This window comes from Niallia sp. FSL W8-0954 (assembly GCF_038005605.1).
In the GTDB taxonomy this organism is placed as follows: domain Bacteria; phylum Bacillota; class Bacilli; order Bacillales; family Cytobacillaceae; genus Niallia; species Niallia circulans_A.
This window is the reverse complement of the sequence record NZ_JBBOTN010000001.1, coordinates 2,933,501-2,947,682: the sequence shown is the minus strand read 5'-3', so window position 1 is coordinate 2,947,682 and position 14,182 is coordinate 2,933,501. Positions and strand designations below refer to the sequence as shown.

Here is a 14,182-nt window from a genome sequence, read left to right as displayed (position 1 = left end):
CTAGAAGGTGATCGATAGTGTTGATTGTCTACAGATGTAAAGGTATAATGTTTTGGTAGAATATTTTTTATCGAGTAGAATAATTTCTATTAAATCTGCTACTAATAGTAGACAATCGGTTTTTAATACCCAACTTTATATAGGGCAAGCCGTAGTATCTATTTAAGTACATATATTTTTTTGTTTTTGGAGGAGTTAATCGTGATTAAAGCAACTATTGCCGAGTTACCAAAATATGTTGATAAAGAGGTTAAAGTAGGCGCGTGGATTGCCAACAAGCGATCTAGCGGAAAAATTGCCTTTTTACAGCTTCGCGACGGATCAGGATTTGTACAAGGAGTTATTGTTAAAAGTGACGTAGCGGAAGAAGTTTTCCAAACAGCTAAATCAATTACACAAGAATCATCTGTATATGTTACTGGTACTGTTCAAAAGGATGAACGTTCCCCGTTTGGGTATGAGTTATTAGTAACAAATATTGAATTGATTCATACTTCAACAGATTATCCGATAACGCCAAAAGAACATGGAACAGAATTCTTGATGGATAATCGTCATTTATGGTTACGTTCCAAGCGTCAGCATGCCGTAATGAAAGTTAGAAATGAAATAATTCGTGCAACGTATGAATTTTTTAATGAAAATGGATTTGTAAAAGTAGATCCACCCATTCTAACAGGAAGTGCTCCTGAGGGTACAACAGAATTATTTGCAACTAAGTATTTTGAAGAAGATGCTTATCTTTCACAAAGTGGACAACTTTATATGGAAGCAGCAGCAATGGCGTTAGGAAAGGTATTTTCATTTGGCCCTACATTCCGTGCCGAAAAATCTAAAACACGCCGTCATTTAATCGAGTTTTGGATGATTGAGCCTGAAATGGCATTTGTAGAGTTTGATGAGAATTTAGAAGTTCAAGAACAATACGTATCATATGTTGTTCAATCTGTGTTGAAAAATTGTCAGCTTGAGCTTAATACGCTAGGAAGAGATGTTTCTAAATTAGAAAAAATCACTGCTCCTTTCCCAAGAATAAGCTATGACGATGCAATCACATTCTTACATGAAAAAGGCTTTGATGATATTGAATGGGGAGATGACTTTGGATCTCCACATGAAACAGCTATTGCGGAAAGTTTTGATAAGCCTGTGTTTATCACCCATTATCCAACTAAAATTAAACCTTTCTATATGCAGCCAGACCATGAAAGAGAAGATGTCGTCCTTTGCGCAGATTTAATTGCTCCAGAAGGCTATGGTGAAATTATTGGTGGTTCAGAGCGTATCCATGATATGGAACTATTAAATAAACGAGTAAAAGAGCATCAATTAGATCCGGAAACATACAAATGGTATCTAGAACTAAGAGAATACGGTTCAGTACCTCATTCTGGTTTTGGTCTCGGATTAGAAAGAACAGTTGCTTGGATTACAGGAGTGGAACATGTTCGTGAAACCATCCCATTCCCAAGATTATTAAATCGTCTATATCCTTAATTAACAATAGTAGGGTAGAAAATACGGAAAGTTTAGGTGGAGGACCTCACAGAGAATAGATAATGTGAGGTTTTCATCTTTGATAACATTCCTCGTTTTCTCCCTTCTTCTTTTTGTTAACTATTGCTAGGTTTGGGTGATTTTCATTATTACATGCTTATTGCCAACATGATATACTTAATTAGAGGTGTCCTTATGAATAAAACAATTTTTTTAAAATGGCTGCAAGAAGGGAATGTAAATATTCCTTCCACACTTCTAACACATTACAAACATTTAAAAATAAATGAAAAAGAATTAGTTCTTTTACTGCAAGTACATTATTACTTAGAACGAGGGAAGGATTTTCCGACCCCTGCAGAAATAGCTGCACAAATGACAATAGATATTAATGAATGTCATGAATTATTAAGTCAACTTATCCGCAAAGGCTTTATCGACATATTAGATGGAAATAGTGATACCGGAATCCGATTTGAGAGATATTCCTTGGAGCCTCTTTGGAATAAATTAATTGAGCAATTTCTCCTTAATAATAAAAAAGAAGAAGAAGCTTTAATAGAAAAAGAAGAATCAGATTTATATACTTGTTTTGAAAGAGAATTTGGAAGACCATTGTCTCCTTTTGAAATTGAAACATTAAATATGTGGGTAGACGACGATCAGCATGAAATAGTAATTATAAAAGCAGCGCTTAGGGAAGCTGTGATTTCAGGTAAATTAAATTTTCGTTATATTGACCGAATCTTGTTTGAATGGAAAAAGAATGGAATTAAGACAATCGAGCAAGCAAAGAGCCATGGGAAAAAGTTTAGACAGCATCAATCTGTTGGCTATAAAGCAGAACAATCGGAAGAATCTTCTAACAAAAAGACAGTGCCTTTTTATAATTGGTTGGATCAATAATCTTTTGATGGAGAGGAAGAATGTATAGGAGAAAGTAAATGGGACCGATCCTTTTAACTTTCCTTCTGAGAACTAATGGTTCTTCCTAATATAGGATAAAAAGCAGCAAACCTCGCAGTAAAAGGTGACATAGAAAGCTAGGATTGTCAAGAGAATAACGTTTAGACTTTCATAAAAACATCTACAAATAGAAAGAAAGACTTCTTATGTAGATGTTAGTCTAGCTATTCGTAGAATGACTTTTTTTTATTGCGAGTAAGTATAGTATATTCATTTCGGAGGATCACATGTTAAAAAAAGATGAAATTAGATATTGTCTTGATACGATGGGAGAAATGTTTCCTGAAGCGCATTGTGAATTAGTTCATTCTAATCCGTTTGAATTAGTGATTGCCGTATCATTATCTGCCCAGTGTACCGATGCCCTTGTTAATAAGGTAACAAAAAATTTATTTCAAAAATATAAAACACCAGAAGACTATTTGAGTGTTCCCTTGGAAGAATTACAGAATGATATTCGTTCAATCGGTTTATATCGAAATAAAGCCAAAAATATTCAAAAGCTATGCCAAATGGTTTTAGAAAAATATAATGGTGAGATACCAATGGACCGGGATGAACTGATTAACTTACCAGGTGTGGGAAGGAAAACGGCTAATGTTGTTGTTTCTGTCGCTTATAATATTCCCGCTATAGCTGTTGATACCCACGTGGAAAGAGTTAGTAAGCGATTAGGTATCTGTCGTTGGAAAGACTCCGTTTTAGAAGTAGAGAAAACACTTATGAAAAAAGTTCCCAAAGAGGAATGGTCTGTAACGCATCATCGTATGATCTTTTTTGGAAGATATCATTGTAAAGCTCAAAACCCGCAATGCGAGGTTTGTCCACTACTAGCATTGTGTAGAGAAGGGAAAAAGAGAATGAAGACAAAGGGTGTTGTCTGATGGCTAACAATCAATTAGATGCACCACTTGAGCTTATATATGGACCGTTCCCCGTTATAAAACAATTTCCTTTTATTGCTTCGGATAGTTTTGAACTAATGCCAGCTTTTTTACATGAGGCTAATTACTATCATAATAAGGTAGTTTATCAGCCTTGGAATAAAGAAAACTTTCCTGAGTGTGTAAAATTGGTGTTTGATAAGTGGAGACAGCTTAAACAGGAAATACAATTATTTGTGAAAGAAAGAGATTCTAATAGACTTCAACAAGGACTAACGATTGGAGCAGAATACTTCTTAGAATGTTTATATTGGGTTAATGAAAAGCCAGTCACATTTAAAAATGGTTTGGTAGATCCTAGTTTAGAAGTAAAACCTTTCAATTTAGAAGATCGACTTCAGTTTATTTTAAAAAGATTAAATGGCTATCATTCCTTTAAACAACTGGATGAGTTATATAAAGAATTAGAAAAACAGTTTGCGATTAAATTAGTTAAATTAAAAAGAAGCAATTAAATAATAAAAGAAGCCAGAACATAAATGTTCCAACAAAAATAAACCCAACCAATTATACAGAGATGATAACTTCGTATAATTGCTTGGGTTTATTTATTCATTAATAAAGAGGTTAGGTTAATTTAACTAACCATTCAACAGGGGGAGGAAAGCCCCCACTGTTGGAAGTTCGTTTTATTGAGAATCATTTTGATTTTGTTCTCTATTACGGTTTTGGTTCTGGTTTGGGTTTGGGTTAGTATCATTAGGGTTAGGATGATTATTTGGTCCATTATTGTTCCCATTATTGTTGTTGCCATTGTTGTTTTCACCATTATTTCCATTCCCACCGTTGTTCCCATTGTTATTATCTTGATTGTTTTGATTTTCATCTCCATTGTCTGAATCGCCATTGTCGCCATCATCTTGATTGTCATCAGAATCTTCGCCATTTGAATCGTCTGGCTTTTCTTCGTCATCTATCGTTTCATTTGGGTCCTGTGGCGGCTGTTCCTCAATCTTTTCCGGGACAGTAATACTTGCAGACGCAGGATCACTTTCTTGATCACCTTTAATTACTTTTACGGCGAAATTATAGGTGCTGCCAGGAGTAGGTTTAGCAATTTTTAAACTTGTGTCAGAAGTAACAGTCAATTGCTCACTAGCTCCACCATCTACACTGACGCTGACATCAAATTTGATGCCATCTTTCTTGCCGTAATTCCAAGATAAGTCAATTTCATCACTGTTTTCATTATAACTAGCTTTTACTCCATTTGGTGCGTCTGGCTTATTATATTTCTGTGAAACTTCATTAAGAATATTTCCTTTTACCGCATACTCGGTCTGTATTTGACTACTTGGCGTATAGGAACTTGCTAACCGGGCTGGATAGGTGCCTTTCTCAATTTTAACGGTTTCCACACTATCTGGTTTCTTGAAATCTGGTGTTTCTACATCTTCGGAAATATGCCCCATGACAGCTTTGAAAATTTGTTGGGCAACTTTCTGATTAGCACCAGGCGTGAGTGGATTTTTTCGCTCAGTGTATCCGGTCCATACAGCCATGGTGAAATTCGTTGTATAACCAGCGAACCAGGCGTCTGGTACACTGTTTTGATTCGTTATTCCCCATTTATTTCGTTCTTCTTCTGTATAGTTAGTTGTTCCGGTTTTACCAGCAACAGGCAATCCAGGGATATTTGCAAGTGTTCCCGTTCCATCGCTGCTTGTAAGGACCCCTTTTAACATATCAGATATTAAGAAGGCAGTATAATCCTGCATTACTACTTTTGATTTAGGTTCCATATTTATTTTTGTACCATCTTTTAATTTAAAGGATCGTACAGCATGAGGGGCATTATATACTCCTTCATTTCCAAAGGCGCTATAAGCTCCAGCAATTTCTAATGTGCTAGCTTCAAATGATCCAATTGCATATGATTCATATGCTTCCTCAAGCGGGATACCAAGATTCACGGCAAATTCTTTAGCATTTTCAGCACCAACAGCTTGGAATGCTTTAAGAGCAGGGATGTTTCTTGACATTTCTAACGCTTTTCGCATAGTCATAGAGCCTTTATACTTATTATCCCAGTTGTTAATCGGTGTTCCGTCTGAATAGGTACTGCGTTCATCTACGATTGTTTGATAAGTACCCCATTTTAAATGTTCAATTGCTGGACCATAATCTAGGATTGGCTTAGCTGTTGATCCTGGCTGGCGCTTCATATCTGTTGCATAGTTTGTGCCTAGCTTTACTTCAGGATCACGATCTCCGCCAAGTGCTAAAATACCGCCTGTTTTTGTATCTAACAATGTAATTCCAGCTTGGAAATCTTTGTCAGGGAAAGGAACGATTTCTCCCTCATACATTAATTTATCTACATATTCCTGAGCTTTCTTATCCATTGTTGTATAAATTTCTAACCCATCTGTAAATACATTAACATCTGGATATTTTTTCTCAATTTCGGCAATAACTTGTTTTATAAATGGATCAAATGGCAGGTCATTTGATTTACGTTTTTCTTTTTTCACTAATGTATCTTCAACAGAAGTCTTTTGTGCTTTTTCCATTTCTGCTTTAGAAATATAACCATGCTGGTGCATTAAAGATAAGACGATATTCCGTCTTTTCTCTGCTCTTTCGGGATTATTAAACGGATTATACGCATTTGGCGCCTGTGGCATTCCTGCGAGAAGAGCTGCTTCAGGCAACGTTAATTCGTCTAAAGGTTTGTCAAAATATACCTTTGCTGCGGTTTTCACCCCGCTCATATTTTCAGACATAAAGATTTTATTGACATACATCTCAAATATTTCTTCTTTGGAGTACTTGCGCTCTAATTCAAGAGCTAGCCATGCTTCTTGCGCTTTTCGGCTCAATGTTTTTTGTGGCTGGTTAAAGAAGAAGTTTTTCACTACTTGCTGTGTGATCGTACTTGCACCTTCAGAACCAAACCCGTCTCGGAAGTTCGCAATAACTGCTCCGCCTAAGCGAATAGGGTCAATTCCATGATGCTTAAAAAATCGCGAATCTTCGGTTGCGATAAACGCATCTTTTACTAAATCAGGTATATCTTCATAGTTTACATAGTCCCGGTTAACGGCACCTACTTTGGCTATTTCTTCATTATTTTTATCATAGATAGTAGAAGAAATAGGATCTTTTAATGTCTCTGGATTTAATTCAGGTGCGTCTTTTACCATAATAGCAAAGGCCACTCCACCGGCAATAATGCCGATAATACCGATTGTTAATAAAATAAGCAGAACGCGCTTAAACAAATTCATACCGCTTTTTTTCTTTCCTTTTTTAGGAGCTTTTTTCTTAGAGGCTTCAAGTTGTTTACGGCGCTCCTCTCGCGTTTGATATTTATCTGTCATAATTATTCCTACCTTTCTTTCTAAAAACAAAAGGAATTAGTTGAATCCATAAATAGTATCGATTACTTTTATATAGTCAATTCGAGGTCGATAACCTAGGCTGATGGAATGACCATTGCTTGCTAATTCTTGTTTTGTAATCGATTTTCTTCCGCCATTTATCATTCTTTCCCAAAATATAAATAGTTTTTCTGCATCTAAATAGAATATTTCATTCGTTTCAGAAAAAGAGATAATGACAAAGCAAATTCCTTGTTGCTCACATACCAAGCGCATATGCCTGATTTGGTGTTCATGGAAGTTATTCAGCGGGAAGGAAGTGGTATGCTTCGTTTCTTTCGCTTCAAAGTCAATATATTTACCTCGATAAACACCGTTATAGTCTGTAGTGGAAGCTTGTTTAAAATAGGCTTCTTTTATTACTGCAGCACTTCTTTTAGGGTAATCGACTTGAACAATTTGAACAGGCGTTGGCTTTTTATGTATGACAGCCTTACCAAATTCTAAATAGTATTTGTTGGTTTCGTTCAAATCATCCTCTAGTGTCATTCCCCGATTACTATAACTTACCTTTTTTTGCGACTTGGTATGTACATTTTTCAAGGGAGTGTACCTTTTCCCATTTGGATAATGAATCTTCATATTTCCACCTCACAAAGATTCTTTCAAAGTATAACTTAGTGCAATCAACAAACAATAATACCATAAAGCGTTCATAAGAGGTGAACAATTTGATAGGTAAAAAATCATATTTTTCTTCCTTGGAAGAAGAAAAACTTATTAATAGAATAAGACTAATTACCGATATGCGCAACTTTGACAATATTTCAAGAACGAAAGCATATCTCCACTATTATAACAAACATAAAGAAATACAATGGGCGTTTCTCGCGAGTCAGGTTTCCCGAAATGCAGGCTGGAATATGTGCGATTTGAATGGAACTTGGCTCCCACAAGTAGTTAGTCAAGAAAAAAGACAGCAAATATACTTAACTTACGAGAAAGCAAATTGGCTGATTTTTCAAGATGCATACCCCCAATTATTACTCTATGAATATTCGACGAAAAATAACTTGCCAATGTTTCATTTATTAAAATTTTTTCAAGTGTCCTCTTTTATGGTAGAAGAATGGAATCATTATTGGAAGAAAAAAGACAAGAAAAGATTAATGAATAGCTTAATCATCAATGAACAAAATGTTATTCATCAGCCTGTCATGGAAAACAAAAGAATAAAACATCATGTTTTTCATTATCTTCCATATCTTTTTCAAGATTTGTTTCATTTTAATGCAGTCCTCTTTCCAACTACACAAGGAACACTTTATGGGGCAAGCGTTTCTAACTTCACATCACTAAGCGCACGGATTAAGCTTGGCAATACATTAGCAAGTCTTTTATTTAAACCTAATTTATATCAAGAGTTCTATGATTTTGCAAGGAAAAATGAACATACAGGTTCGAGGAGAGATTATGAAAAATATATATATCCTAATTTAGCCAATACAACACCCATTTTGCGAGCTGCTTATCCAGTGGTAAGGCATCAACATATACTAAGGGGGGATTGGTTCAAAAAGCATATTAAGAAAAAGTGGCGAAACCTTAGTGAACAGAAAGAACCTTTTCATATAACAGATTGGTATCTGAGAAAACAGCGGCAGTTACATGCACTTATTCGTCAGGAAAACAAATGGTTTAACTAATTTTTGCTTAATCTTGTCGAAATATAAACGAGTAATAAGAATATGTACTTTCTTTGCCGAATCTCTTCTAGTTTTGTCAACGATGCAGGATAGTTGCTAAAAAAAAAGAAATGAGTATATATCAAAATAGCTTGGGGGGATTTGCGTGGAAAATGCTTATACAAAAGAAAAGTTATTGAATATGTTAGAGGAAATTCAAGAGGAGCTAGATACATTGGATGAAGTGCTTTTAAATTCCGGTAAGCAAAACATGCAACTTGTGAAAGAGCATATTACTTCTTTAACTGATATAGAAAGAGGAATCGCTGCAATGGAGAAAAAAATAGCAGGCAGTAAATTAAATATTCGAACAGATAGCCAACGACAACGAATGCCTCTTTACTTGAACTTAGCAAAGTAAATCGTTAAAATAAAACCATTAACGATAATAGCAAAAAAATGGAGTGGCAAAATTGACGGAAAATCATCAGTTGATGGAACATACAGCTAAGCTTCTAGAAGCAGTAGAGTATGCAGTAGATACGTTTTACAAAGTGAAGGAATCAGGGGTAAATGAGGATTTTTATGAGGTTGTCCGACCATTTGCCAATCAGATTAAAGTGCTTAATGATAAATGGAAAGAAATGGCGACAGAGTGGGTGCGGAAATCCAAGCCTGATTATTTGAATACAATACAAATAAATACAGCGGCTGATCATATCGAAATTATTTCCATCCAAGCATTTTTTACGCAAACAAGTAAAAAACGCTTTCTTGATTCAGCTAAATCGGTAAAATATATATTGCAAACATTACTGGATGCGTTAAAAAGTGAATCGAAATAAGGATTAGTAAAAGGGAGATGAAATTTCTCTTTTTTTTTGCTTTTTTGATAAATATAAAGTTCAGTTCCTTTTGGGATAACAAAAGAGGTCAAATTAGTTGTACATCAATGCACAGTATAGGCGGTATTATCATATAGTAGATAAGGATATCTTTAACGTGGGAGGATAGAATTTCATGCATAAAGCATCTAATCAACAAAGCTGGAACATACCATCTTATCATACCGCTTATACGCATCCTGTGTCTTTTGATAACAGACAGTATCATCCATATTTAAATCAAGGTCAATGGAATGGAGCAGGCATGAACGGGCAAAATTTCTATAACATACCACCGATGCAGCCGAATTATCAAAATAACCAATCAAGTTATTACCACCCGCAAAATGCTTATAAAAACAATACACAAGATATATTCCAAAATCCACTTCATTATATGGAGAACAGCGAACAGAATCAATATACAACCAATTATATGAATCAAAATCAAGGCTTTATGAATCCATATCCAAAGCAGTCCTTTATTCCAAAAAAACAAGGAAATATGAAAAGCATCATGAATTCTTTTAAATCACAAGATGGTTCTTTAGATTTTAATAAAATGATGGATACTGCAGGAATGATGATGAATGCAATGAACCAAGTAACAGGCTTGGTAAAAGGAGTCGGTGGAATCTTTAAGGTGTAACATACCATACTAATACGAAGTAATAAGCGGAGGCTGTCATGTGACAGCCTCCATTTCTTTTTCTCTACTTACCAGCGGTGTGCTTTTGCATTACTTCTTAGAATGATATTATTCTGAGACATTTGCGTATGCCCATTTACTTGGGATTTAGAACGTTTAGGTCTCGTCCAATTGTGATGAAAAAGCGCAGAATGAGAATCTAACTGATCTCTATAACTCATCATATCACCTCAGGAAGTAAGATTAGAAAGAAGTAGAAGGGATAGAAAAGATATCTCTCCTTCTAGCGTATAGAAGGAGAGGATTTTCTTTTAACACCCACTATTAATATGTGCAGAGAAAGGAGAATTTACTCTTTCTGAATTAGTTTCTATCCTCAATCATAATTTTTTTCCCTTTTTGTTTAGGGACTTTAATTGTAAGCAATCCATTTTGATACGATGCTGTTACTTTTCTTTCATCAATTGGATGAGGAAACGCAATGCTTCTGCTGTTTCGTTTATACGTTTTACTTGTATGAAATGTTTTAGTCTGCGAATTTTCCTCTGTTAGAATTTCCTGATGATTAATGCTGATAGTTAAATAATGATCATAGATGTCCAATTGAATTTGCTCTTTATTAACTCCGGGCAGTTCTGCTTTAATAATCGTGGCACCTTCTGTTTCATTTACACTTAATGGAAAAGCCATATTTGGAAATGGGTTACTAAAAAATTCATCCATTTGCTGCAGGAAGTTTTTCACTGGCTTTTCCTGAAAAAACTGATTCATGGAACGCATGAATCCATTAAATGGTTGCGGTGTTTTTTCTTTTTTGTTTGGGTCGATTGGGAAATTGGATGACATAATTAAATTCACTCCTTACACTTAAAACATGAATGAAAGATTCAAACATTTTTTAATTACTTTTAAGATAACTGAAAGGGATATACCTTTTTTTCCTATCCTATGTCCAATAGCTTAAATTGGTGTTTGGATTCTCATATTTTGAAATACAATATGCTCAGGTGGGTTTTTCGTTCATCCATATTGAAAAAAGTGATATATTAAAGGAAAAAGAAAGAAAGGAAGTTTTTATAGATGAATCATATTGTAGTTGACAATGAACAACTATCCTATATAGAAGAAGGAAAAGGAGAAACCGTTATATTAATTCATGGTTTTTGCGGCAGTGTTGATTATTGGGAGTATATTATTCCACTCCTTTCAGAAAATTTCCATGTGATAGCAGTAGATCTAAGAGGACATGGCAGCTCTACCTATAGGGGCGAATCATTTGAGATAGAAGATTTAGCCAAGGATATAAATAAACTATTGGAAAAATTAGAGATAGACAAAGTATATATGTTTGGCCATTCGCTCGGCGGCTATGTAACATTGGCATTTGCTGAACTTTTTGCCGAGCATTTAAAAGGATTTGGCTTAGTACACTCCACTGCTTATCCTGATACAGAAGAAGGGAAAGAAGGACGATTAAAGGCTATTCGTAAAATCCAAGATCTTGGAATAAAAGAGTTTGTCAATGGGCTAATTCCTAATTTATTCGCAGATGAATCACTAAGGGATTTACCTAATGAAATAGAAAAAGCGAAAAAAATTGGCTATCAAACCGATGGAATTGCGGCGATGGAGACACAAGCAGCAATGAGAAAAAGACCAGATAGAAATGGTGTAATTGAACAGGCAAATGTTCCTGTTTTACTTATAAAGGGGACGAAAGATAAAGTGGTTTCCTTAGATCGCGTTACTTCTGCTTCAAATCCGAAAGTGTCAGAAGTTCAATTAGAAACAGGGCATATGAGTATGCAGGAAGCCCCACAGAAGTTGGCAAACGCCATTTATTCCTTTATTTCGTCAAATAGTAAATAATGGTTGCTTTTTTCTTGTTAAAATCTCTTTTAAATCGAACGTCTATTCGGTAAAATAGATATAGTAGAGGTGAAACAAAATGAAAGTACGTAAAAATCTTCAAGAAATTATAAGGGATTTAAAAACAAAAGATGAATATAAAGAGAGAATTTCTTTTTGGCATACAATAGAAGCGAAAGAGGCGGTTACCGTTCCTCTTCCAGATGATTTAATTCCTAATTTAAAAGATGCTTTGCAAAAGCGCGGGGTCACCCGGTTATATACACATCAACATTCATCGTATCAAGCAATTCGGGAAGGAAAAAGTATCGTTGCTGTTACCCCAACAGCATCAGGTAAAACGCTTTGCTACAATCTGCCGGTCATCCAGTCGATTGCAGAGGACAAAAACGCCCGAGCATTATATATGTTTCCTACAAAGGCACTTGCACAGGATCAGAAAAGTGAATTGAATGAATTAATTGAAAGTGCAGAACTACAAATAAACAGTTATACATATGATGGAGATACACCAGCTTCTATTCGGCAAAAAGTTCGAAAAGCTGGCCATATTGTTATTACCAATCCAGATATGCTTCATTCTGCCATTTTGCCCCATCATACAAAATGGGTATCTCTATTTGAAAATCTTAAGTACGTCATTATCGATGAGCTGCATATATACAGAGGTGTATTTGGGAGTCATGTAGCCAATGTTATCCGTAGGTTAAAACGGATTTGTGCATTTTATGGCAGCAATCCTATCTTTATATGTACATCTGCTACGATTGCAAATCCAAAAGAATTAGCGGAAAATTTAACAGAACAGCGGGTTCAATTAATAAATAATAATGGTGCTCCAAGTGGAAAGAAACATTTTGTTTTTTATAATCCTCCTATTGTGAATATCCCTTTGAATATAAGGAGAAGTGCTACTTTAGAAGTACGCCAATTAGCAGGTGAGTTGCTAAAAAATAAAATTCAAACAATTATTTTTGCCAAAAGCCGTGTACGAGTAGAGATATTACTTACGTATTTACAGGAACTTGTCAAATTTCAACTTGGACCTAAGTCTATTCGCGGCTATCGAGGTGGCTATTTGCCAACAGAAAGAAGAGAAATTGAACAGGGATTACGTCAAGGCAATATTTATGGAGTGGTCAGTACAAATGCGTTAGAGCTAGGAGTAGACATTGGACAACTTCAAGCTTGTGTCATGACTGGATACCCGGGTACAATTGCAAGTTCGTGGCAGCAAGCAGGAAGAGCAGGTCGCAGACATGACGAATCTCTTGTCATTATGGTCGCTAGCTCAAGTCCTCTTGATCAGTATATGGTGGCAAATCCAGATTATTTTTTTAGCAGAAATCCAGAAACGGCGAGAATAAATCCTGATAATCTTATTATTCTCATAGATCATATGAAATGTGCAGCATATGAACTACCCTTTAAAGAAGGGGATACCTTTGGTAATTGTGAAATTACCGAAATTCTTGAATTTTTAACAGATGAGCGCATTCTCTTTCAAAATGGGGATAAATGGTATTGGATGAATGATTCTTTTCCAGCTCATAATATTAGTCTCCGTTCCGCTTCTCAAGAAAATATTGTTATTATTGATATCTCGGATGTAAGTAAAAGCAGAGTAATTGGAGAAAGCGATCGCTTTTCAGCGATGACGTTATTGCATGAAGAAGCAATTTATATGCATCAAGGAATTCAATATCAAGTAGAAAAGCTTGATTGGGAAGAAAAGAAAGCCTATGTCCGCGAGGTAAGTGTCGATTATTATACAGATGCAAATTTAGCGGTATCTTTAAAAGTGTTAGAAGAAGACAATAAAAGTAACTATCAAAAAGCAGAAACTGGATTTGGTGATGTCAGCATTGTTGCAATGAGCACCATTTTTAAAAAAATAAAATTTGAAACCCACGAAAATATTGGATCTGGCCCGATTACTCTGCCAGAAGAGGAGCTCCATACAAATGCAGCATGGATCTCTTTCCAACCAAGTGATCTAGAATGGGAACAAGAGCAAACAGAACAGGGGCTATTAGGGGCTGCTCATGCGTTAAAGCATATTGCCCCATTACTTGTCATGGCAGATCCACAAGATTTGCATGTAGTCCCACAAGTTAAAGCAGAACATAATGAAAAAGCAACAATATTCTTCTATGACCAATATCCTGGCGGGATTGGTTTAAGTAAGAAGATATATGAAGAAATGCCTGCAGTATTAAAAGAAGCAAAAAAAATGGTGGGAAATTGTTCCTGTGAATACGGCTGTCCTTCCTGCATAGGGACAGAGAGCCATGCACATAACAGTAAAAGAGATGTAATGAAAATTCTCTCGCTTTTAGAGAATAGTGAGATTTCCATATAAGGG

Annotated in this window: 14 protein-coding genes; 10 read left to right on the top strand and 4 right to left on the bottom strand. The window is 35.4% G+C overall.

Annotated features, from left to right (window positions below):
• Window positions 1-204: 204 nt before the first annotated feature.
• The 4 genes from asnS to NX902_RS14530 all read left to right on the top strand — a co-directional run bounded on the left by asnS (window position 205) and on the right by NX902_RS14530 (window position 3,862).
• Window positions 205-1,497, top strand: coding sequence for an asparagine--tRNA ligase (asnS, locus tag NX902_RS14545; protein WP_163186249.1), 1,293 nt, complete (start codon window positions 205-207; stop codon window positions 1,495-1,497).
• A 195-nt stretch (window positions 1,498-1,692) separates the two neighbouring features.
• Window positions 1,693-2,403, top strand: a complete 711-nt coding sequence (locus NX902_RS14540; protein ID WP_341122955.1) for a DnaD domain-containing protein — start codon at window positions 1,693-1,695, stop codon at window positions 2,401-2,403.
• Window positions 2,404-2,690: 287 nt separating this feature from the next.
• Window positions 2,691-3,347, top strand: coding sequence for an endonuclease III (gene nth, locus NX902_RS14535; RefSeq protein ID WP_095331898.1), 657 nt, complete (start codon window positions 2,691-2,693; stop codon window positions 3,345-3,347).
• The gene (locus NX902_RS14530; protein WP_341122954.1) at window positions 3,347-3,862 is read left to right on the top strand and encodes a YpoC family protein; all 516 of its coding nucleotides are present in this window, start codon (window positions 3,347-3,349) and stop codon (window positions 3,860-3,862) included. The genes nth and NX902_RS14530 overlap by 1 nt, the downstream gene beginning before the upstream one ends.
• A 174-nt stretch (window positions 3,863-4,036) precedes the next feature.
• Here the strand turns inward: NX902_RS14530 and NX902_RS14525 are convergent, their stop codons facing one another.
• Together NX902_RS14525 and recU are read right to left on the bottom strand one after the other, a co-directional pair.
• Entirely contained in the window at window positions 4,037-6,730 is a 2,694-nt protein-coding gene (locus tag NX902_RS14525) for a PBP1A family penicillin-binding protein (protein ID WP_163186189.1), read from the bottom strand.
• A 36-nt stretch (window positions 6,731-6,766) separates the two neighbouring features.
• On the bottom strand, window positions 6,767-7,372 hold the full coding sequence (gene recU / locus NX902_RS14520) for a Holliday junction resolvase RecU (protein WP_123257837.1): 606 nt from the start codon (window positions 7,370-7,372) through the stop codon (window positions 6,767-6,769).
• Window positions 7,373-7,461: 89 nt separating this feature from the next.
• Here recU and NX902_RS14515 point away from each other — a divergent pair, with 89 nt between their 5' ends.
• The 4 genes from NX902_RS14515 (at window position 7,462) to NX902_RS14500 (ending at window position 9,948) form a co-directional block, all read left to right on the top strand.
• On the top strand, window positions 7,462-8,436 hold the full coding sequence (locus NX902_RS14515) for a DUF2515 family protein (protein ID WP_235850304.1): 975 nt from the start codon (window positions 7,462-7,464) through the stop codon (window positions 8,434-8,436).
• 145 nt (window positions 8,437-8,581) lie between these two features.
• Window positions 8,582-8,836, top strand: a complete 255-nt coding sequence (locus NX902_RS14510; RefSeq protein ID WP_341122953.1) for a hypothetical protein — start codon at window positions 8,582-8,584, stop codon at window positions 8,834-8,836.
• Between the two features lie 52 nt (window positions 8,837-8,888).
• Window positions 8,889-9,260 carry a YppE family protein gene (locus NX902_RS14505; RefSeq protein ID WP_095331908.1) on the top strand — a complete coding sequence of 124 codons (372 nt, stop codon included), beginning with the start codon at window positions 8,889-8,891 and terminating at the stop codon, window positions 9,258-9,260.
• Between the two features lie 175 nt (window positions 9,261-9,435).
• Window positions 9,436-9,948 carry a YppG family protein gene (locus NX902_RS14500; RefSeq protein WP_235850305.1) on the top strand — a complete coding sequence of 171 codons (513 nt, stop codon included), beginning with the start codon at window positions 9,436-9,438 and terminating at the stop codon, window positions 9,946-9,948.
• Between the two features lie 68 nt (window positions 9,949-10,016).
• Here NX902_RS14500 and NX902_RS14495 read toward each other — a convergent pair whose 3' ends face one another.
• Together NX902_RS14495 and NX902_RS14490 are read right to left on the bottom strand one after the other, a co-directional pair.
• The gene (locus NX902_RS14495; RefSeq protein WP_082138221.1) at window positions 10,017-10,169 is read right to left on the bottom strand and encodes a YpzG family protein; all 153 of its coding nucleotides are present in this window, start codon (window positions 10,167-10,169) and stop codon (window positions 10,017-10,019) included.
• A gap of 142 nt (window positions 10,170-10,311) precedes the next feature.
• Window positions 10,312-10,794: an Hsp20/alpha crystallin family protein gene (locus NX902_RS14490; protein WP_123257836.1), complete on the bottom strand. Its 483-nt coding sequence runs from the start codon at window positions 10,792-10,794 to the stop codon at window positions 10,312-10,314.
• Between the two features lie 234 nt (window positions 10,795-11,028).
• Here NX902_RS14490 and NX902_RS14485 point away from each other — a divergent pair, with 234 nt between their 5' ends.
• Window positions 11,029-11,817 carry an alpha/beta fold hydrolase gene (locus tag NX902_RS14485; RefSeq protein WP_095331912.1) on the top strand — a complete coding sequence of 263 codons (789 nt, stop codon included), beginning with the start codon at window positions 11,029-11,031 and terminating at the stop codon, window positions 11,815-11,817.
• 79 nt (window positions 11,818-11,896) lie between these two features.
• A complete protein-coding gene (locus NX902_RS14480; protein ID WP_095331914.1) occupies window positions 11,897-14,179 on the top strand; it encodes a DEAD/DEAH box helicase in 2,283 nt (760 codons plus the stop codon).
• The last annotated feature ends 3 nt before the right edge of the window (window positions 14,180-14,182 follow it).

What these genes read in the sequence shown, in the direction of transcription:
- NX902_RS14495 (WP_082138221.1), bottom strand. Translation starts at nt 10,169, where the DNA reads ATGAGTTATAGAGATCAGTTAGATTCTCATTCTGCGCTTTTTCATCAC.
- NX902_RS14500 (WP_235850305.1), top strand. Translation starts at nt 9,436, where the DNA reads ATGCATAAAGCATCTAATCAACAAAGCTGGAACATACCATCTTATCAT.
- NX902_RS14525 (WP_163186189.1), bottom strand. Translation starts at nt 6,730, where the DNA reads ATGACAGATAAATATCAAACGCGAGAGGAGCGCCGTAAACAACTTGAA.
- nth (WP_095331898.1), top strand. Translation starts at nt 2,691, where the DNA reads ATGTTAAAAAAAGATGAAATTAGATATTGTCTTGATACGATGGGAGAA.
- NX902_RS14490 (WP_123257836.1), bottom strand. Translation starts at nt 10,794, where the DNA reads ATGTCATCCAATTTCCCAATCGACCCAAACAAAAAAGAAAAAACACCG.
- NX902_RS14540 (WP_341122955.1), top strand. Translation starts at nt 1,693, where the DNA reads ATGAATAAAACAATTTTTTTAAAATGGCTGCAAGAAGGGAATGTAAAT.
- NX902_RS14485 (WP_095331912.1), top strand. Translation starts at nt 11,029, where the DNA reads ATGAATCATATTGTAGTTGACAATGAACAACTATCCTATATAGAAGAA.
- NX902_RS14480 (WP_095331914.1), top strand. Translation starts at nt 11,897, where the DNA reads ATGAAAGTACGTAAAAATCTTCAAGAAATTATAAGGGATTTAAAAACA.
- recU (WP_123257837.1), bottom strand. Translation starts at nt 7,372, where the DNA reads ATGAAGATTCATTATCCAAATGGGAAAAGGTACACTCCCTTGAAAAAT.
- NX902_RS14530 (WP_341122954.1), top strand. Translation starts at nt 3,347, where the DNA reads ATGGCTAACAATCAATTAGATGCACCACTTGAGCTTATATATGGACCG.